Raw genomic sequence first — 19,071 nt, forward strand, 5'->3', positions numbered from 1 at the left:
CGAAATCTAATGAAAAAGAAAGTAGTGTCAACTTAAGCCTTTATTATTTGTTACGGATTTATCCCACAAATTCGTAAATTGATCGCAACAAGGCCTTATGCTCGTGGGCAAAAGTTTGTAAGCTAAGTGTCTGTATTTCTATTTGTCATTAGGGTTGAGGATTTTGTGACTATGGGTTCTGTTACAACTAAAACGCACGCCAATGGGCTCGAATACATTGAGGTAAATACTCACCTCTGTGAAGCCAGAATATTTTTGCAGGGCGCGCAAATTGAGCATTTTCAACCCGTAGGTAAACCGCCACTGCTGTGGGTGTCATCGGCTGATGATTATCAGCCGGGTAATGGTATTCGCGGTGGCGTGCCTGTCTGTTGGCCATGGTTTGGTATGAGTAGCGAGCCTGACTTTCCGCAGCACGGATTTGCCAGAACCCGTATTTGGACACTGGATTCGGTGGAGATGCGTGGTCAGCTTGTAGATTTACGCTTTAGCCTGACGCTAACAGAAGAAGACTGTGTCTATTGGCCTCACAACACACAAGTAAAAGTGCTTTTCACCTTAGGAGACAGCCTAAGTATTAGCCTAGTGAACACCAATTTAGATAAGGTGCCTGTAACCATCACCCAAGCACTGCACACTTACTTCCCGATTCAGGATATCCACCAGTTAAGGGCCACGGGTTTTGAAGGGGCTAAATATATCGAGTTTGCCGAGGGCCCTTACCCTCAAACCACCGATGAGGTGACATTTACCCGTGAAACCGACCGGGTATACACCGATTTAACCTTAGTGCAGCAGCTGCATACTCCACAGGGCATCATTGAGGTCAGCCGTGAAAATAGCCACTCGGCGGTATTATGGAACCCTTGGATTGATAAATCCCAGCGCTTGGCGCGCTTTAATGATGATGATTACCTGACCATGGTGTGTCTAGAGGCGGCTAATGTGTTAGAGGACAAACTGATTCTCGCACCGGGCGAAAGTCATACCCTAGTGACCCATATTCGCTGGCTAGACTAATAGATTCATTTTCTGAAATGACACATAAAAAAAGCCCAGTGCTTATTCTGGGCTTTTTAATTCAATCACCTAGTAAGATAAATACATTATTTCGTGGTCTTCTCGAAACGCGCCAATAGGCTTGAAGTATCCCAGCGATTACCGCCAATGGATTGCACCTCAGAATAAAATTGGTCGACTAATGCCGTCAGCGGTAAATGCGAGCCATTGCGACGGGCTTCTTCAAGCGCAATACCTAAATCCTTACGCATCCAATCAACCGCAAAACCAAAATCATAGGTTTGACCCCACATGGTTTTGTAACGATTTTCCATCTGCCAGCTTTGCGCCGCGCCTTTGCTGATAACCTCGACCACTTTCTCGCCATCAAGACCCGCTTTACGGGCAAATTGCAGCGCTTCGGCTAAGCCTTGCACCACACCTGCAATACAGATTTGATTGACCATTTTAGTTAACTGACCCGCTCCCACCTCACCTAAACGCTCGGCGCAGCGAGCAAAGGCTTCAATCACTGGCTTAACACGCTCAAACACCGCTTGCTCACCACCGATCATAACGGTTAAAACGCCGTTTTCAGCGCCCGCTTGACCGCCTGATACTGGCGCATCCAGAAAATCGATGCCCTTCTCAGCCAACACTTTATGTAGTTCACGGGCCACATCGGCAGAGGCCGTTGTATGGTCAACGAGCACTGTACCCTTGTCCATACCATGGATAACGCCTTCGCAGCCTAAAACCACTTCACGCAGATCGTTATCATTACCCACACAGGTAAACACGATGTCTTGGCCTACGGCCGCCTCTTTTGGCGTTGGGCAGCAGCGGCCGCCGTAATTTTCAACCCAAGCCTGCGCCTTAGCAAAAGTGCGATTATAAACGGTAACCTCATGGCCCTTTTGCAGTAAATGCCTTGCCATGGGATAACCCATTACACCTAAACCAATGAATGCAACTTTTGCCATGGAGGGAATTCCTTAATTTAATTCGAAGTGGAACGATTCTAGTCAAACCTGTCAGACACGCGTGCGCTGCCAGAGGTTTGCGCGGCTATCTTACGCCGAGAATACACCTAGCCAAACTAAAAAATGCTAGCAAGTGTTTCAAATCAGGCGTAATTCGCTTTAACAACTGTGGTAAAAATATTGAACGGAGTTTATCACTGGCAAATAATCACGTCAGGGTAAAAATGCCCCCACGGGCAAACGCTCTTTTCGCGCAAAGCAACAGTGAAAGTGAAACAAACAACAAAGGCGCACTAGGCGCCCTTGTTTACATTTAAACAATGTTAACGGTGTAAACAGCTCTTACTTCTGTACATGGGCTTCCATTTCAGCGCCAATCTTCTTACGCATTTCCATCAAACGCAGCGCCGAATCACGTAGGTGAATATCCTGCTCAGTTTGTGGCACCCATTCTGGCACTGGCGTTGGTTGACCGTTTTCATCCACCGCCACCATGATAACGATACAATGGGTCGTTAACTGACGCTCGGACACCTTAGGATCGCCCGCGCGCACATCGATACCAATGTGCATAGAGGTTTTGCCGGTGTATATGACCTTGGCACTGACTTCGACAATATTACCCACCAAAATGGGCTGTACGAAACGAATGCCACCTGCATAGGCAGTAATGCAATACTTACCACTCCAGCCCGCCGCGCAAGCATAGGCCGCAAGGTCAATCCATTTCATCACGGCACCACCGTGCACTTTACCGCCAAAATTCACATCCGCGGGTTCAGACAAAAATCTTAGGGTAATTTGTCTATCTACACCTGCCATATAACCTCAACTTAACTGCCTTAGGGCCGAATCATTTGTTGCAATGAGCTGAGTTTACGATAGAAATCCCTAATTGCGTAAGGATAATTCCGATTGAATTGGTTGATATCACCCATTCAAGCAAAATAGCCAATAAGCGTGAAACTGGCTAAGAAACTGGGCAATGCCAAACGGTAGAGCCAAAGCTGTGCGTTTGAATTAAGGAAACGTGTTGCACGTAATTTCTGATAACCACCAAGCCCCGCCATAAATAATCCAATAATCGTAAATCCCGCAGCAAAACCACTATCTCCTATGTGAATAGCGGTGACTAGCAGCGCAAACCAAACAACGACATAGGCAATGATTGCCACTGTAAATGTTTTGCTGCCAATCTCTAGTGTTGGATGCCAATGCTTACTGTCACCTCGGATAAGTTCAGTTAGATTTGCAGTTATGGCGCCTATCATCAGGGCGAAGGGGAAAACGATGGGATTTAACATATCAGGCTTCCTTACGTTATGGAGTTACCTGAGATTATTGGGTGTAAAACCTTGATTACAAGCTGGATGAACAAAGGTTAATCAGTAGGAGATCAGATGTTTAGCTTTTAATTTACCCCATGATAACACCCAACTCTTTGATTCATAATTCATCTAAATAAGCGCCTTAATTCGAAAACAAAAAATGCGCCCTGAGGCGCATTTATTTCGTTGTTCTTTAATCTGGATTAACAAAAGTCATCGACTTAGCTTAGACCTTCTTAAACAGCAATGAGCCGTTTGTCCCACCAAAGCCAAAAGAGTTACACAGAGCATATTCCAAGGTAACGTCGCGAGCCGTGTGGGCAACAAAGTCTAAGTCACAACCTTCATCCGGATTATCGAGGTTAATCGTTGGCGGCACCGCTTGGTCGCGAAGCGCCAGTAACGTGAAAATCGCTTCGACTGCGCCCGCAGCGCCTAACAGGTGACCCGTCATCGATTTGGTTGAACTCACCAGTAATTTATAGGCGTGGTCGCCAAACACCGATTTTACCGCCGCGGCTTCGGCCTTATCGCCCGCAGGAGTCGATGTGCCATGGGCATTGATATAACCAATTTTATCGAATGGCAGTTTAGCGTCGTTCACGGCATTTACCATGGCAGCAGCTGCGCCTGCACCATCACTTGGTGGTGATGTCATATGGAAGGCATCGCCGCTCATCCCAAAGCCGACCAGCTCACCGTAAATGGTGGCGCCGCGCGCCTTAGCGTGCTCGTACTCTTCCATCACCATCACACCCGCGCCATCACCAATTACGAAACCATCACGGTCTTTATCCCAAGGACGGCTCGCTGCTGTTGGGTCGTCATTACGGGTCGACAGGGCCTTCGCCGCGCCGAACCCACCAACACCGAGTGGAGAGGTCACATCTTCAGCGCCGCCAGCAATCATCACATCGGCATCGCCATAGGCGATGGTGCGCGCCGCAAAACCAATGTTATGTACGCCAGTTGTACAGGCCGTGGTGACAGCGAAGTTAGGACCCGTCATGCCGTACATAATAGACAGGTGACCTGCAATCATATTGATGATGGTACTTGGCACAAAGAACGGAGAAATCTTACGCGGGCCGCCAGACAGCATTGCATTGTGGTTTTGCTCAATTAGCCACATACCGCCCATACCCGCACCAATGGCAGTACCGACACGACTTGGGTTTTCTTTACTCATATCCAGACCCGAGTCTTGGATAGCTTGGATGCCAGCAGCCATACCGTACTGAATAAAGAGGTCCATCTTTCGGGCTTCTTTTTTCGATACGAACTGCTCGACATCAAAATCTTTTACCGAACCACTAAAACGAGTAGTGAATTCGCTGGCATCAAATTTTGTTATAGGTGCGATACCACTTGTACCCGAAAGCAGTGCTTTCCAAGTTGTATCGACGGTGTTCCCAACGGGGGTTACTAATCCTAAACCGGTTACCACTACACGACGTTTAGACACGGCAGTCACCTTTTGAATGCTAAATAGATAAAGTTATGACAGATAAAAACGGGATTTTCTATCATTTACAGGACTCGCCAATCTGCGGCGACTATCTCTTGGAAAAAGACCTTGAGATCCAGAGATAAATGAATGGCACAAATGCAGAATGAGGCGGGGTTAAAACAGATGTTTAAGTACAAAGGCCCAAACAAAAACAGGCGGCATAATTGCCGCCTGTTTTCAAGAATTCAGGATTACTGATTCTTAGAAACGTAATCGATCGCTGCTTGAACAGTAGTGATCTTTTCAGCTTCTTCATCAGGGATCTCGGTGTCAAACTCTTCTTCCAGAGCCATAACCAACTCAACAGTGTCCAGAGAATCTGCACCCAGATCGTCAACGAAAGATGCCGCTGGTTTAACGTCTTCTTCTTTAACGCCCAGTTGCTCTACAATGATTTTCTTTACACGTTCTTCGATGTTGCTCATTAGTTTTCTTTCCTATTCAAATTACGCACTTGCGTAAGATTGCGAGTAGTTTATTAGATTTGGCTGACAATGCAAGCTTAGATTTCGTGGTCTAACCACGAAATCTCGCGCCAATAGATACCGATCACTACTCAAGTTGCGACAGTATCCCTGCCATCCGCCTTAAACCATGTACATTCCGCCATTCACATGCAATGTCTCGCCTGTGATATAAGCGGCAGAATCCGACGCTAAAAAGAGTACGGCATTAGCAATTTCTTGCGCCTGCCCTAATCGTTCCATCGGAACCTGAGACATGATAGCTTTTTGCTGATCTTCGGTCAGCTCATCAGTCATATCGGTCTGGATAAATCCAGGAGCGATAGCATTAACCGTAATTTGACGAGATGCAACCTCTCTTGCAAGAGATTTTGTGAATCCAATCAAACCCGCTTTTGCAGCTGAGTAGTTAACTTGACCTGCATTACCCATAGTGCCAACCACAGAACCAATGTTGATGATACGGCCAAAACGCTTTTTCATCATGGTACGCATTACAGGTTTAGATAGTCTGAATAATGATGTTAGGTTGGTATCAATAATATCTTGCCATTCATCATCTTTCATTCGCATCAGCAAATTATCACGGGTGATACCCGCATTGTTGACTAGAATATCAACATCACCCGCTTTTTCTTTGATCGAGTCGAATAAATCGGTGACGGATTGACTATCGGTAACATTAAGCACTAAACCGAAACCTTTGTCACCCAGATATTCTTGAATTGCTGCGGCGCCCTTCTCACTTGTTGCAGTTCCGACTACAACAGCACCAGCATCCACTAAGGTTTCAGCAATCGCACGGCCAATACCACGGCTCGCACCAGTGACTAGGGCAACTTTACCTGTTAAATTCAGGTTCATACAAACTCCTTATTCAGTTAAGGCGGCCAGGGAAGCTACGTCATTAACTGCTTGGGCAGAAAGAGATTTATTAATGCGTTTGGCAAGACCTGTCAATACTTTACCAGGTCCACACTCGACTAACTGAGTGATACCTTTTTCCGCCATTAATCCAACGGTTTCACTCCAACGCACAGGGCAATATAACTGACGCACTAGGGCATCTTTGATGTCGGCAACATCCGTTGGTGATGCCACATCCACGTTATTAATGACTGTGATGCTTGGCGCGTTAAACTGAACATCATTTAATGCAATAGCCAGCTTGTCTGCAGCAGGCTTCATCAACGCGCAGTGTGAAGGTACGCTAACCGGAAGCGCTACCGCCATTTTGGCGCCGGCGGCTTTACAGGCGGCAGCGGCACGTTCAACGGCATCTTTTTGACCCGCGATAACCACTTGGCCTGGGCTGTTGAAGTTAACAGGGCTGACCACTTCACCTTGGGCTGCTTCTTCACAGGCAGCAGCAATACCCGCATCGTCCAAACCGATTATGGCGTACATAGCGCCAGTGCCCGCAGGCACGGCTTGCTGCATCAGTTGACCACGCAGTTCAACTAACTTGATGGCATCTTTAAAATCAATCACGCCAGCACAAACTAAGGCTGAGTATTCGCCTAGGCTGTGGCCCGCTAACATTGCTGGCATGGCTTTACCAGAAGCGACATAGGCGCGCCAAATAGCCACACTGGCTGCTAATAATGCAGGCTGTGTTTTGTCGGTTTCGTTTAAGGTTTCGACTGGACCGTCTTGAATAAGCGCCCAAAGGTCATAGCCTAAAACGTCACTCGCTTCGGCAAAGGTTTGTCCTACAATTGGCTGTGTTTCTGCCAGTTCAGCTAACATGCCGAGGGCTTGTGAGCCTTGACCAGGAAATACAAAAGCTACATTTTCCATCTCAAATTACCTGTGACGAACTTAACTTAATGAACAACGTCCGTACATTTTGAGACTATCACCCAAAATGTACGTTATTAACGATCTGCAAGTCTTCAAGATATGCGCTTAAAAACGAACCAGCGCACTACCCCACGCAAAACCTGCACCAAATGCTTCAAGCAGTAATAATTGTCCACGTTGAATGCGACCATCGCGAACGGCTTCATCGAGTGCAATAGGCACAGATGCGGCTGAGGTGTTACCGTGTTTTGCAAGAGTGAGCACCACTTTATCTAAGCTCATATCGAGCTTCTTCGCGGTGGCATTGATAATACGGAAGTTGGCCTGATGGGGAACTAACCAATCGATATCTGCTTTATCGATATTATTCAAGCGTAATGTTTCAGTGACAACGTGGGATAACTGGGTTACTGCCACTTTAAACACATCATTACCTTTCATGGTCATAAAGCCAACGGCTTCTGAAGTTTCACCAACTCGCGGAGGGAAAGCGCATTTCAGTAAATCGCCCTGACGCCCATCGGCATAGATATGAGTCGAAATAATCCCCGGCTCATCTGAGGCACCAATCACCGCAGCGCCCGCTCCGTCACCAAACAGAATAATGGTAGTGCGATCTTCAGGTTCACATAAACGAGACAGTACGTCGGCACCAATCACCAGCACTTTTTTAGCCGCGCCAGTTTTAACGAATTGGTCTGCAACAGATAACGCATACACAAAGCCTGAACAGGCCGCCGCGATATCGAATGCAGGAATGGTGTGAATGCCAAGCATGGCTTGAATTTCGCAGGCCGCCGCAGGGAAGGCATTTGCAGCACTGGTCGTGCCACAAATGATCATGTCGAGTTCAGAGGCTTCTATTCCCGCCATCTCGAGCGCATTTAATGCCGCACGGTAGCCCATAGTTGCAACTGTTTCATCTTCAGCCGCAATGCGACGTTCTGAAATACCTGTGCGTTCAACAATCCATTGGTCACTGGTTTCCACCATTTTTTCCAAATCTTGATTGCTACGCACCTGCACTGGCAGATAACTACCAGTTCCGAGAATTTTTGTATGCATAAGGAGGAATCAGTTATTAATATCTAAAAGAATCGACTCTAAACGATCTTTTATCATTTCAGGGAGTCGACGTTGCGCCTCAGTCACTGCCAGACTTATCGCCTGTAAATATGCAGTTTCATCAGCATTTCCATGGCTCTTTACAACTATTCCGCGCAATCCTATCAGACTTGCACCATTATAGTGGTCGGGGTTCATTTGACTAAGAACAGCCTGAATACGTGGGGCGATGAGTTTAGCCAATAAACGGACGAAGAAACCTTGCGTTAGACCACGTTTTAACTGATGAACGAGCAGCTTGGCGATGCCTTCAGAGGTCTTAAGAGTGATATTTCCCACAAAGCCGTCACATACTATGACATCGACATTACCGGAATAGATTTCATCGCCTTCGATAAAACCGGTGTAATTGATTTGATGGGTCATCTGTAGAATTTGTGCAGCCTGCTGCACTTGGTCGTTACCTTTGATTTCCTCAGTGCCCACATTGAGAAGCGCCACCTTAGGGCGAGCACGCTTATCGACCACTTCACAGAGCACTGAGCCCATCACGGCAAATTGGAATAGGGTTTCAGAGTCGCAGGAAATGTTCGCGCCTAAATCCAATAGATAAACGGGTTTGCGGGTCACCGCGGGTAAACAACTAACTAAGGCGGGTCTATCGACACCAGGCAGTGTCTTGAGTAGCACCTTGGCCATGGCCATTAGCGCACCGGTATTCCCCGCACTCACGCAGGCATCCGCTTTACCATCTCGCACCAATTCAATCGCTAAACGCATAGAGCTGTTTTTACGCGAACGTAGGGCGTGCACGGGTCTGTCAGACATGCTTACCACTTCATCGGTGTGAATAACGTCTAATCGAGAAATTAATTGGGGATCTGCATGACGCAGTAAGGGGTCTATTTCAGTCTTATCGCCGACTAAAATGATATTAAGAAAAGAGTGAGATTTTAGTGCCCGCAAGGCTGCAGGCACTGTGACGTGGGGGCCATGATCGCCACCCATCGCATCTAACGCGAGCGTCAGACTCGTCATTAGGAAACCAACAAATTACTTGTTGATTACCTTTTTACCGCGATAGAAACCATCTGCAGTCACGTTGTGACGCAAATGAACTTCACCGCTAGTAGCGTCAACAGACAGCTGAGCAGTGCTCAGTGCGTCATGTGAACGGCGCATACCGCGCTTTGAACGAGATTTTTTATTCTGTTGTACAGCCATTGGCCCTGTCTCCTAGATTACTTGCTCTTCAGTTTTTCTAACACTGCAAACGGATTTGGACGCTCCTCTTGAGCGGGTTCGATCTCGCCTACAACTATGTCCATAGTCCCGATGTTGCAGTCAGTATCTTCATGCATTGGAATTATCGGCATAGCGACTATCAATTCATCTTCGATCAATTGATGCAGACGTACTTCGCCAATTTCATTGCACTCAATTGGGTCATACGCATCCGGGAGCTCATCGATTTCTGCCTTAGTCCGGCATGGACCGAAGCAAAACTCGACCGTAACCTCAGTGGTATAAAGCGTCATGCATCGTTGACAAACCAGAGTGAGCTCCGTCACAGCCTTCCCTTTCAGGTAGACTATCCCCTGCAAATCTACGCCACATTCAATCGACACTGCCACATCGGAACAGTCGCCGGCACATAACTCATTTAATCTTTTCAATTGCTGCCCAGGCACAATCCCCTCATAGGTTGATCGGCTCGAGGCGGCGCGGATAGGATCAATTGAAACCGGTATCTTTACTGTTTGCATAAGGCGCGCATATTATAGTTTGAAAACGCTAGAGTCAAAGAAAAATTTCTCACTTAGGTCGCAGATTGCGACATCCATGCTTCTCCAGCCCCAACATTGAAATTGACGGAAGCGAAATTTTACCCAAGCACAGGGCGACACACAAGCATCAGACGTCTAAAATAGCCGCACTTATAGAAAAAGATCCGCGCGATCGCACGCAGAACCTGCAGAAATTCGTTAAGATTGCACTCAATATGTCATGTTTTCTTAAGGATCGTCCATGTCATCGCAATTAGTATTGGCTTCCACATCAGTTTATCGCCAGGCGTTACTGCAAAAACTCGCCCTCCCTTTTGAAGCCTGTAACCCCGATATCGATGAAACTCCAAACTCGAACGAATCGGCTAAAGAACTCGTGTTACGCCTTGCCAAGGCAAAGGCAAAAGCGGGCGCGAAAAACTTTCCACAAGGTTTAATTATTGGTTCAGATCAAGTCGCCGTTATCGATGGGAAAATCATTGGTAAGCCGCTTAATCGCGATAATGCCATTAAGCAGTTAAGCATGGCATCGGGTAAATCCATCACCTTTTATACTGGGCTTGCGCTTTATAATGCAAACACTAATGCGATGTGCGCTGATGTTGAAGCTTTTACAGTGCATTTTCGCGTGCTTACAGCAACTCAAATCACCGCCTATGTTGATAAAGAGCAGCCATTTTATTGTGCAGGTAGCTTTAAGAGTGAGGGACTTGGCATCGCATTGTTCGATCGACTTGAGGGACGCGACCCCAATACCTTGATTGGACTGCCGCTGATTCTACTCACTGAGATGTTACTTAGCCAAGGGGTTGATGTACTGTCCTAAGTCTTAGCTCTTAGGCCTTATTGGATCATTAAAACTGCCCGATTAAGGAGTTCAGTCACCTTATTGGGCAGTGCTACAAATATTTCAGCAGTAACTCAGGGGAATCTATCAAACCAATGTGATTTGCCTGATTAAGCTTAGCCGCACTGTGGGCGCCGTAAGTCACGCCAACACAATCGACACCCGCGTTACTCGCCATGGTTAAATCGAGCAGCGAATCACCCACCATTAATGTCCGCTCGGCAGGGATATTATGTTCTGCTAGCAAACTTTGGATCATCTCAGGATGGGGTTTACTCATTGCTTCATCGGCGCAGCGTGCCCCAATAAAATAATGGGCTAAACCCGATTGCTCCCACACGCGTTCTAGCCCAGCTCTTGCCTTACCCGTCGCCACGGCCAGTAAATACCCTTGGCTTGAAAGTGTTTGTAAAAGAGGGACTACGTTATTGAATATCGGCGTTGGTGTGGTATCGAGTTGCAGATACTGGGTTTTAAATTCGGCGCGCATGGCAATGTAATCGTCATCACTTCCTGTCACTAGGCGTGATGCCAACTTTTGCTGATAAGCTTTGTGGGATGCAGTCTCTTGCCTAACATTTTGTTCCACACTTAACTGCGAAGTCAGTCCCGCAGGAAAAAGTGTCTGCAGCGCCTGCGTCATAGACAAACCGATAATATCGCGGATAGCCGCTTGCGATGGCACTGGCAACGCCAATGCCATCGCCATATTCTCAATACAGTTAATGATTTTGCCAATAGAGTCCATCAGAGTGCCATCCCAATCGAAAATCACTAGGTCGTATTTTCGATCGCTTTCAAGCAAAGACGGCACTTTTAGGTTATTTGGCACACAAGCTTTAGGGTGGTTAGACATATAAATAAAGGAAAACTTAAGCGCGTTTTAGCTTATCTAATACCATCTTTAGATTGTCATCTAACGGCGCCGACACTTGCATCACTTCATCATTTTCTGGATGAATAAACTGAAGCTGCGCTGCATGCAGGAACAATCTACTTAAGCCGATGGCACGCATGCTGTCGTCAAAGGCCTGCTCACTGTACTTTTCATCACAGGCTATAGGATGACCCGTATATTGGCAATGTACGCGAATTTGATGGGTACGACCCGTCACAGGGCTTGCCTGCACAAGTGTACAACCTTGGTAACGCTGCACAATTTTAAAGCGGGTTTCAGATGGCTTACCCTCGGCATTAACGCGCACAATACGCTCACCGGATTTGAGTGTCAGCTTCAGTAGCGGCTGTTTTACCACTTTATCCTTGGCCGACCATTCACCTTTAACGAGGGCCAGGTAATCCTTTTGCATCTTCTTATGACGCAGTTGGTCATGCATATGCTTAAGCGCGCTGCGTTTCTTGGCAACGAGTAACACACCCGATGTTTCTTTGTCGAGGCGATGCACTAACTCGAGGAATTTTTGCTGAGGGCGCAAGGATCGCAGCGCCTCAATCACACCATAATCGACACCACTACCGCCATGTACCGCTATACCAGCAGGCTTATTTAGTACGATCAAATGATTGTCTTCATGCAGTATTCGATCTTCGAGCTGCGACACTCGACTCAAATTGGCAGAAGGCGCGGTACGGTTATCCTGCTCGGCCATTCTGACTGGCGGCACACGTACGACGTCGCCGATTTGCAATTTGTACTCAGGCTTAATGCGCTTCTTATTCACCCTTACCTCGCCCTTTCGGACGATACGGTAGATCATGCTCTTAGGAACACCTTTAAGCACTGTGATTAAAAAGTTGTCGATTCGTTGATCCAGGTTGTCTTCGTCAATCGTAATTAACTGCACCTGCTGCTGTGAAGATTGTGTATTCATGATGTGCCATCTGCTTATAACGGCGGTCATTGTACAACAAGTCACAAGAATTGTGCCTTTCCATTGCTGAATTTTTTGAATATTGCTATATTTCGACAGCGATTAGGGATAAGCCGTGAATAAAGTGTTCACATGGTCCCAGTCCCAAGTGAAAAACTTGATAGATTGAAAATGAATTTCTCGATAGCAACTCATTGATTTGCAAATCGTATACAGAGTAAAAATACCAAAATGCGTTTTTTACGATTAAATCGAGATTCAACCTTATTATTACAGGGATTATCTAGAGTTTTTCTCACCGATTTCGAATAAACAAATTTTAACTTGTCGTCAGACAAACCGATTCGACTTGGGCATTACCGGAACGAAACTAAAGAATTTATGGGGTTGGTTGATGTTTTACAACGAATTCCTTGTTTTTGTAATCATTAAAAAATAAGCCATAAATAGGATGCGACACGCAGCGACTGCGTCTTACAGTAATGCGCACCTTTGCCTAGCCACTAGCCGTGAGGCTTTGTTTATCTACTGCTAGGCCCGTAATGCAGCGAAACGCGATTGTTTGATGACCTCTATTTAAAGAAGAATGACGTCATCATGAAACGTATGTTAATCAATGCAACTCAATCAGAAGAGTTGCGTGTTGCCCTTGTTGACGGGCAACAACTGTACGATCTGGATATCGAAAGTCCTGGTCACGAGCAAAAAAAATCTAATATTTACAAAGGTAAAATTACCCGCGTAGAACCATCCCTTGAAGCCGCCTTCGTTGACTACGGTGCTGAGCGCCACGGTTTCTTACCATTAAAAGAAATCGCTAGGGAATATTTCCCTAAGGGCTATTCTTTCCAAGGTCGCCCAAACATCAAAGAAGTGGTCAGTGAAGGACAAGAAGTTATTGTTCAAATTGACAAAGAAGAACGTGGTAACAAAGGCGCGGCACTCACCACCTTTATCAGCCTTGCAGGTTCTTACTTAGTATTAATGCCAAACAACCCTCGCGCAGGCGGTATTTCTCGCCGTATCGAGGGTGATGAGCGCACCGAATTAAAAGAAGCGATGGCCGATTTAGAAGTCCCAGCCGGTATGGGGCTTATCGTGCGTACTGCGGGTGTGGGCAAAGAATCTGCCGAGCTTAAGTGGGACTTGAAAGTACTGCAACACCACTGGGCGGCAATTACCGAAGCAGCACAAAGCAAAGCCGCGCCATTCTTGATCCACCAAGAAAGTAACGTGATTGTCCGTGCAATCCGTGACTACCTACGCCGTGATGTGGGCGAAATTTTAATCGACCACCCACGCATTTTTGAAGAAGCCAAACAGCATATTGCTCTTGTGCGCCCTGATTTCGTTGAACGCGTAAAACTCTACGAAGCCGAAGTGCCATTGTTCACCCACTTCCAAATCGAATCGCAAATCGAATCAGCCTTCCAACGTGAAGTGCGCCTGCCCTCAGGCGGCTCGATTGTTATTGACCCGACTGAAGCCTTAACTTCAATCGATATCAACTCTGCCCGCGCAACTAAGGGCGGCGATATCGAAGAAACGGCATTGAACACTAACCTTGAAGCCGCCGATGAAATTGCCCGTCAATTACGTCTGCGTGACCTAGGTGGTTTAGTCGTTATCGACTTCATCGATATGACGCCAGTGCGTCATCAGCGTGAAGTTGAAAACCGCCTGCGTGATGCTGTGCACCACGACCGTGCCCGCGTGCAATTAGGCCGTATTTCTCGCTTTGGTTTGATGGAAATGTCGCGCCAACGTCTGCGTCCATCATTGGAAGAATCTGCTGCGCACATCTGCCCTCGCTGTCATGGTCAAGGCACAATTCGCAGTACCGAATCTTTAGCGCTGTCGATTCTGCGTCTGATGGAAGAAGAAGCGATTAAAGAGAACACCTCACAAATCGAAGCTATTGTGCCTGTCGATGTGGCGGCGTTCCTGCTGAACGAAAAACGTAAAGCGATTCGCATCACTGAACAACGCCACGATGTGGAAGTCTATGTGATCCCTGATCCGCATATGATGACCCCAGATTATCGCGTGATTCGTCACCGCACCGACGATGAAATCGATGAATCAAGCTACAAACGTATCGACAAGCCAGAAGCCAAATTATACGAGCCACGTAAACTTGAGCGTACTGCGGCCCCTGCTCCTGCCTTAAAAGGCTTCACTGCTCCGCAAAAAGTTGAGCAAGTAGCCCCTGCTGCAGCAAAAACTGATGACGCTAAACCTGGATTCTTTAGCAAACTAATTGGCGCTATCAGTGCACTTTTTGGTACAAGCGAAAGTGCTCCTGCGCCAAAAGCACCAGAAGCGAAAGCGACCGACAGCAAAACCGCCAATGCGAATCGTCGTAACCGTCGTAATGACGTGCGTCGTAACCGCAACAGTCAAGATACGGACAAAGCGAAAGAAACCACCCGCGAGCCACGTGCACGTAATGCGAAGAAAACCGCTGATGCCGCGCCGGTACAAGAACGTCAAACACGTGATAAAGACGATAGTGCCAAACGTAATACTAAATCTGAGGCTAAGAGTCGTAATCAAGCGCCAAAAGAGGCCGCCGTTGATCTACAAGACGATTCACCTAAGCAAGAAGTGGCCCGTGAGCGCCGTCAACGCCGCAATCTGCGCCGCAAAGTCCGTATCGACAATGGTAACGAGGCCGTAGAAGCAACTGCAGAAGAAGCGGTATTAGCAGAAGTCGCTGCAGTAAATGCTGCAACAGAATCCGTTACTGAAGTTCAAGCAGAGCCGAAAGCACCACGTCAACGCCGTCAACCACGTAAAGAAACGGCCGTTACTGAAGCGGAAACCGCTGAAGAAGCCGTTGAAACCAACGTGGCTGAAGTGGCTACAGACGCAAAAGTAGATACCAAAGTTGAAACCTCTGAGGTTGCCACTGAGTCAGTATCTACTGAAGGCAACGATGCCGATACCGATGAACAAGGTAAGCGTGAAGCCCGTGACGGTCAACGTCGCAGTCGCCGCAGCCCACGTCACTTAAGGGCTGCTGGTCAACGCCGTCGTCGTGATGAAGATGAACAAGGTGCTACAGCACCTGCTCAATTCATTCCAAATGATGCCTTAGGTGCGGATCAAGAATACCCAACTGCCCAAGCGGCTATGGTTGGATCTGAAGAGCAAACTGAAACTGTCACAGTTGAAGCCGTTACTGAATCGCAAAGTGCAGCAGTCGCTGTGCAAGCGCCAATGACAGAAACTGTTGCGATAGAAACGCCTTCTGTTACTGTTGTTGCGACGGAAACCAAAGCAGTTGAATCTGAAACAGTTGCACCTGTATCGGTGGCTGAGCAACCCGCTGTTGAAGCCGCTATTGAGACTAAAGCCGTTCAAACTCCTGTAGTTGAAACTGTTGTAGTTGAAATGCCAAAGGCAGTAGAAGTTGTGGCAGAGCCTGTTGAAACGGCACCGATTGTTGAAACGCCAGTGGCAGTAGTTGAAGCACCCGCTCCTGCTGAAGTAGAGGCGCCAGTCACGATTGCTGAGACCGTTGAAGCTAAAGAACCAGCTGTTAAGTCAGTCGCTTCTGCGCCAATGGCAAAACCAGCACCAATCATTAAGCCACAGGCTAAAGTTCAAGTTGCCAGCGCAGCCGCGCCAGTCGCTAACGAAGCCACCGCGACCAAGCCAAAAGTGGCAAGCCGTTTTGGTTCTATGGTCTCTTCAGAGATGACCAAACCTGTGGTTGAAGGCCGTGCTCAAGTGGAAGTACCAAAGGGCCGTGAATACGAGCCAAGTACCGCAGAAGCCGCAACGCCAAAGGTTAAGCAAAGCAACAGCGCAGAATCGGGTATGGCTCGTCCATAATCCTTGATTCATTGAAAAAGCCATGCAATTGCATGGCTTTTTTATTTCCGCCAAATTAAGTCGTATTTAAGGTTCAGCTCACAAGCGATTTTTGTTAGTATTCGCGGCTATTTTGGAAACAACAAGTTAGTAACAGGGGTGTCATGTTCGATCTCTTTCGTCACAAAACTTCCAGCCATAAAGCCGATATACTTTCTGGTTTAACGGTTGCTTTAGCCCTCATTCCCGAGGCCGTTGCCTTTGCCTTCGTGGCAAATGTAGAACCTATGGTCGGTTTGTATGCCGCCTTTATCATGGGATTGGTGACCGCGCTCATTGGTGGTCGTCCAGGGATGATTTCCGGTGCAACCGGCGCGATGGCTGTTGTCATGGTCTCTCTCGTTGTCGAACATGGAGTGCAATATCTGTTTGCTGCCGTGGTGCTCGCAGGACTTATCCAAATCTCAGCCGGTGTTTTTAAATTGGGAAAATTTATTCGCATCGTGCCCTATCCTGTGATGATAGGTTTTGTAAACGGTTTAGCGATTGTGATTTTTCTCGCCCAACTTGGGCAGTTTAAGGTGAAAGATGCGGCGGGTAATCTCGTTTGGCTACCAGCTGAGCCTTTAACGCTAATGTTGGGCTTGGTCGCGCTCACGATGGCGATTATCCATTTCCTGCCAAAACTTACCACTGCAGTGCCTTCTTCTCTAGTAGCGATTCTTACTGTGACCGCCATCGTAGTCGGTTTAGATTTAGACACTCGCAATGTTTTAGATTTCCTTAAAACCATGAGCGGTGATGACAGTGCAACCATTGCAGGTTCACTACCCAGTTTTGCTATACCAGAAGTTCCAGTTAACTTTGAGACGTTAAAAATCATCCTACCCTACGCTTTTATTTTGGCTGCAGTGGGATTAATCGAATCATTACTGACTTTAACAGTCATCGATGAGATGACTAACACCCGTGGTCGCACGAATAAAGAATGCATTGGCCAAGGTGTCGGTAACATTACCAGCGGATTTTTCGGTGCCATGGGCGGCTGTGCGATGATCGGTCAATCGATGATTAACATCAACTCTGGTGGTCGCGGTCGTTTATCGGGCATTACCGCTGCTATTGGACTGTTGACCTTTATCCTGTTTGGCGCTTCTTTCATCGAAGTCATCCCGCTCGCAGCGTTAGTTGGCGTGATGTTTATTGTGGTTTTGGGCACATTCGAATGGGCAAGCTTTAAGTTTATGGGCAAAGTCCCTAAACATGATGCCTTTGTGATTGTACTGGTAACCACGGTCACTGTGTTTACCGATCTCGCCTTCGCCGTCTTTGTTGGTGTTGTCGTATCCGCATTGGTATTTGCTTGGCAGCATGCTAAACACATTAGCGTGCGTGAGACGCAAAACGCCCAGGGCTGGAAGGTGTATGAATTAAATGGTCCACTGTTTTTTGGCTCAGTGGCAGGATTCCTTGAGCTATTCGATGCGGCTAACGATCCACAGGATGTCATAATCGACTTTAAACACTCACGTGTTGCCGATCATTCAGCCCTCGAGGCCATCGATACCCTCGCCGAACGCTATGTGTCGCTAGGTAAGAAATTGCATTTGGTGCATCTCAGCACCGATTGTAAGGCTCTACTTAAAAAGGCGGGCGATTTGGTTGAAGTAAACCTTCTTGATGACCCCCACTATAAGGTGGCTGACGATAAACTCGACTAAGCAATTAACTTAAGCACGCTCTGGTCATTACCACAGTCAAGTGAATTCTTGGCTGTGGAATTTTTAAAACCCTATCACTTGCCCCAGACAGACATAAATTCCCACACCAGTGTATCACTTAACTTGTTCTCACTAACCTTACACGCACTAACATAGTTAACAGTTTAAGCGCGTTTGAAGTTGAAGTGTTTTAATGGAAATAGCGCTAAATGACTTGCTGTGTCGCTGGTTAGCGAATGGAACTTCATGGGAAGAAAATCAGAAAAAATAAAAATTAAGTCGAAGAAATAATAGCTGGGAATTAAAGCAGGAAGTTAAAAGCAGCACAAATAAAAAGAGCCATGGTATTAACCACAGCTCTAATAATCCATTGCCTTTAGCACTAAGCTAAAAGCACTGAAAATTAACCGATTACAGTTACGTTTTCAGCTTGTGGACCTTTTTGACCTTGGGTCACAGTGAAAGACACTTTTTGACCTTCGTCAAGAGTCTTGAAACCGTCAGAGTTGATAGCGCGGAAGTGTACGAATACGTCTGGGCCAGACTCTTGCTCGATGAAACCAAAACCTTTGTCAGAGTTGAACCACTTAACAACACCAGTAACTTGAGACATGATATAAATCCTGTAAATAAAATATTAAAGCCTTAACGGCGGTGGAGCTGGAAAATGCCGGTATTACTTATGTTTACAGGACGAACTGGTCGTATTGAACACATAAATATAAGCCCAACCTTCAAGCTAGTAAGACTATAAACCATTCTAAAGATAAGTCAACCTACTGCGACACTTTGAAAAATTTATTTAGACACCAGCTAAATTAGGCTTTACAACCGGCTCATAGAAGAATTCACTTCTATGAATTTAGCTGTTTCAGTTAAGCATTTTAAATTCATAATTTCAATAGGTTAATAT

18 protein-coding genes are annotated in these 19,071 nt (G+C 46.8%); 4 read left to right on the forward strand and 14 right to left on the reverse strand.

What is annotated here, in order from left to right; all coding sequences use genetic code 11:
* Positions 1-171 precede the first annotated feature (171 nt).
* Positions 172-1,020 (forward strand): D-hexose-6-phosphate mutarotase, encoded by an 849-nt coding sequence (locus K0H61_RS10800; RefSeq protein ID WP_220049206.1) that lies wholly within the window; start codon positions 172-174, stop codon positions 1,018-1,020.
* Between the two features lie 86 nt (positions 1,021-1,106).
* Here the strand turns inward: K0H61_RS10800 and K0H61_RS10805 are convergent, their stop codons facing one another.
* From K0H61_RS10805 to yceD, 11 genes are all read right to left on the reverse strand, one after another.
* Positions 1,107-1,982 (reverse strand): NAD(P)-dependent oxidoreductase, encoded by an 876-nt coding sequence (locus K0H61_RS10805; RefSeq protein ID WP_220049207.1) that lies wholly within the window; start codon positions 1,980-1,982, stop codon positions 1,107-1,109.
* A 342-nt stretch (positions 1,983-2,324) separates the two neighbouring features.
* Complete coding sequence (locus K0H61_RS10810; RefSeq protein ID WP_220049209.1) at positions 2,325-2,804, reverse strand: acyl-CoA thioesterase; 480 nt, start codon at positions 2,802-2,804, stop codon at positions 2,325-2,327.
* A 116-nt stretch (positions 2,805-2,920) separates the two neighbouring features.
* On the reverse strand, positions 2,921-3,286 hold the full coding sequence (locus tag K0H61_RS10815) for a hypothetical protein (protein ID WP_220049210.1): 366 nt from the start codon (positions 3,284-3,286) through the stop codon (positions 2,921-2,923).
* Positions 3,287-3,536: 250 nt separating this feature from the next.
* The gene (gene fabF, locus K0H61_RS10820; RefSeq protein ID WP_220049212.1) at positions 3,537-4,775 is read right to left on the reverse strand and encodes a beta-ketoacyl-ACP synthase II; all 1,239 of its coding nucleotides are present in this window, start codon (positions 4,773-4,775) and stop codon (positions 3,537-3,539) included.
* 236 nt (positions 4,776-5,011) lie between these two features.
* Positions 5,012-5,245: an acyl carrier protein gene (acpP, locus tag K0H61_RS10825; protein WP_006081231.1), complete on the reverse strand. Its 234-nt coding sequence runs from the start codon at positions 5,243-5,245 to the stop codon at positions 5,012-5,014.
* Positions 5,246-5,407: 162 nt separating this feature from the next.
* A complete protein-coding gene (gene fabG / locus K0H61_RS10830; protein WP_220049213.1) occupies positions 5,408-6,148 on the reverse strand; it encodes a 3-oxoacyl-ACP reductase FabG in 741 nt (246 codons plus the stop codon).
* Positions 6,149-6,157: 9 nt separating this feature from the next.
* A complete protein-coding gene (fabD, locus tag K0H61_RS10835) occupies positions 6,158-7,084 on the reverse strand; it encodes an ACP S-malonyltransferase (RefSeq protein ID WP_220049215.1) in 927 nt (308 codons plus the stop codon).
* A 108-nt stretch (positions 7,085-7,192) separates the two neighbouring features.
* Complete coding sequence (locus K0H61_RS10840) at positions 7,193-8,152, reverse strand: beta-ketoacyl-ACP synthase III (protein ID WP_220049217.1); 960 nt, start codon at positions 8,150-8,152, stop codon at positions 7,193-7,195.
* 9 nt (positions 8,153-8,161) lie between these two features.
* The gene (gene plsX / locus K0H61_RS10845) at positions 8,162-9,190 is read right to left on the reverse strand and encodes a phosphate acyltransferase PlsX (RefSeq protein ID WP_220049218.1); all 1,029 of its coding nucleotides are present in this window, start codon (positions 9,188-9,190) and stop codon (positions 8,162-8,164) included.
* 15 nt (positions 9,191-9,205) lie between these two features.
* Positions 9,206-9,376, reverse strand: coding sequence for a 50S ribosomal protein L32 (gene rpmF, locus K0H61_RS10850; RefSeq protein ID WP_220049220.1), 171 nt, complete (start codon positions 9,374-9,376; stop codon positions 9,206-9,208).
* A 17-nt stretch (positions 9,377-9,393) separates the two neighbouring features.
* Complete coding sequence (gene yceD, locus K0H61_RS10855) at positions 9,394-9,918, reverse strand: 23S rRNA accumulation protein YceD (protein ID WP_220049222.1); 525 nt, start codon at positions 9,916-9,918, stop codon at positions 9,394-9,396.
* A 262-nt stretch (positions 9,919-10,180) separates the two neighbouring features.
* Here yceD and K0H61_RS10860 point away from each other — a divergent pair, with 262 nt between their 5' ends.
* On the forward strand, positions 10,181-10,765 hold the full coding sequence (locus K0H61_RS10860; protein ID WP_220049223.1) for a Maf family protein: 585 nt from the start codon (positions 10,181-10,183) through the stop codon (positions 10,763-10,765).
* Between the two features lie 73 nt (positions 10,766-10,838).
* Here K0H61_RS10860 and K0H61_RS10865 read toward each other — a convergent pair whose 3' ends face one another.
* Both K0H61_RS10865 and rluC read right to left on the reverse strand, forming a co-directional pair.
* Entirely contained in the window at positions 10,839-11,534 is a 696-nt protein-coding gene (locus K0H61_RS10865) for an HAD-IIIA family hydrolase (RefSeq protein WP_434086619.1), read from the reverse strand.
* 124 nt (positions 11,535-11,658) lie between these two features.
* Positions 11,659-12,618 (reverse strand): 23S rRNA pseudouridine(955/2504/2580) synthase RluC, encoded by a 960-nt coding sequence (rluC, locus tag K0H61_RS10870; protein ID WP_220049226.1) that lies wholly within the window; start codon positions 12,616-12,618, stop codon positions 11,659-11,661.
* A 597-nt stretch (positions 12,619-13,215) separates the two neighbouring features.
* Here rluC and rne point away from each other — a divergent pair.
* Entirely contained in the window at positions 13,216-16,458 is a 3,243-nt protein-coding gene (rne, locus tag K0H61_RS10875; RefSeq protein ID WP_220049228.1) for a ribonuclease E, read from the forward strand.
* 143 nt (positions 16,459-16,601) lie between these two features.
* Positions 16,602-18,158 carry a SulP family inorganic anion transporter gene (locus tag K0H61_RS10880; RefSeq protein ID WP_220049229.1) on the forward strand — a complete coding sequence of 519 codons (1,557 nt, stop codon included), beginning with the start codon at positions 16,602-16,604 and terminating at the stop codon, positions 18,156-18,158.
* A 403-nt stretch (positions 18,159-18,561) separates the two neighbouring features.
* Here the strand turns inward: K0H61_RS10880 and K0H61_RS10885 are convergent, their stop codons facing one another.
* Positions 18,562-18,771: a cold-shock protein gene (locus tag K0H61_RS10885; protein WP_011072720.1), complete on the reverse strand. Its 210-nt coding sequence runs from the start codon at positions 18,769-18,771 to the stop codon at positions 18,562-18,564.
* Positions 18,772-19,071: the final 300 nt, after the last annotated feature.

The organism is Shewanella acanthi (genome assembly GCF_019457475.1).
Taxonomy (GTDB): Bacteria; Pseudomonadota; Gammaproteobacteria; order Enterobacterales; family Shewanellaceae; genus Shewanella; species Shewanella acanthi.

Excerpts from the sequence above, each read along its gene's own strand:
- K0H61_RS10800 (WP_220049206.1), top strand. The coding sequence starts at position 172 with ATGGGTTCTGTTACAACTAAAACGCACGCCAATGGGCTCGAATACATT.
- K0H61_RS10805 (WP_220049207.1), bottom strand. The coding sequence starts at position 1,982 with ATGGCAAAAGTTGCATTCATTGGTTTAGGTGTAATGGGTTATCCCATG.
- K0H61_RS10810 (WP_220049209.1), bottom strand. The coding sequence starts at position 2,804 with ATGGCAGGTGTAGATAGACAAATTACCCTAAGATTTTTGTCTGAACCC.
- K0H61_RS10815 (WP_220049210.1), bottom strand. The coding sequence starts at position 3,286 with ATGTTAAATCCCATCGTTTTCCCCTTCGCCCTGATGATAGGCGCCATA.
- acpP (WP_006081231.1), bottom strand. The coding sequence starts at position 5,245 with ATGAGCAACATCGAAGAACGTGTAAAGAAAATCATTGTAGAGCAACTG.
- fabG (WP_220049213.1), bottom strand. The coding sequence starts at position 6,148 with ATGAACCTGAATTTAACAGGTAAAGTTGCCCTAGTCACTGGTGCGAGC.
- fabD (WP_220049215.1), bottom strand. The coding sequence starts at position 7,084 with ATGGAAAATGTAGCTTTTGTATTTCCTGGTCAAGGCTCACAAGCCCTC.
- K0H61_RS10840 (WP_220049217.1), bottom strand. The coding sequence starts at position 8,152 with ATGCATACAAAAATTCTCGGAACTGGTAGTTATCTGCCAGTGCAGGTG.
- plsX (WP_220049218.1), bottom strand. The coding sequence starts at position 9,190 with ATGACGAGTCTGACGCTCGCGTTAGATGCGATGGGTGGCGATCATGGC.
- rpmF (WP_220049220.1), bottom strand. The coding sequence starts at position 9,376 with ATGGCTGTACAACAGAATAAAAAATCTCGTTCAAAGCGCGGTATGCGC.
- yceD (WP_220049222.1), bottom strand. The coding sequence starts at position 9,918 with ATGCAAACAGTAAAGATACCGGTTTCAATTGATCCTATCCGCGCCGCC.
- K0H61_RS10860 (WP_220049223.1), top strand. The coding sequence starts at position 10,181 with ATGTCATCGCAATTAGTATTGGCTTCCACATCAGTTTATCGCCAGGCG.
- K0H61_RS10865 (WP_434086619.1), bottom strand. The coding sequence starts at position 11,534 with ATGGACTCTATTGGCAAAATCATTAACTGTATTGAGAATATGGCGATG.
- rluC (WP_220049226.1), bottom strand. The coding sequence starts at position 12,618 with ATGAATACACAATCTTCACAGCAGCAGGTGCAGTTAATTACGATTGAC.
- rne (WP_220049228.1), top strand. The coding sequence starts at position 13,216 with ATGAAACGTATGTTAATCAATGCAACTCAATCAGAAGAGTTGCGTGTT.
- K0H61_RS10880 (WP_220049229.1), top strand. The coding sequence starts at position 16,602 with ATGTTCGATCTCTTTCGTCACAAAACTTCCAGCCATAAAGCCGATATA.
- K0H61_RS10885 (WP_011072720.1), bottom strand. The coding sequence starts at position 18,771 with ATGTCTCAAGTTACTGGTGTTGTTAAGTGGTTCAACTCTGACAAAGGT.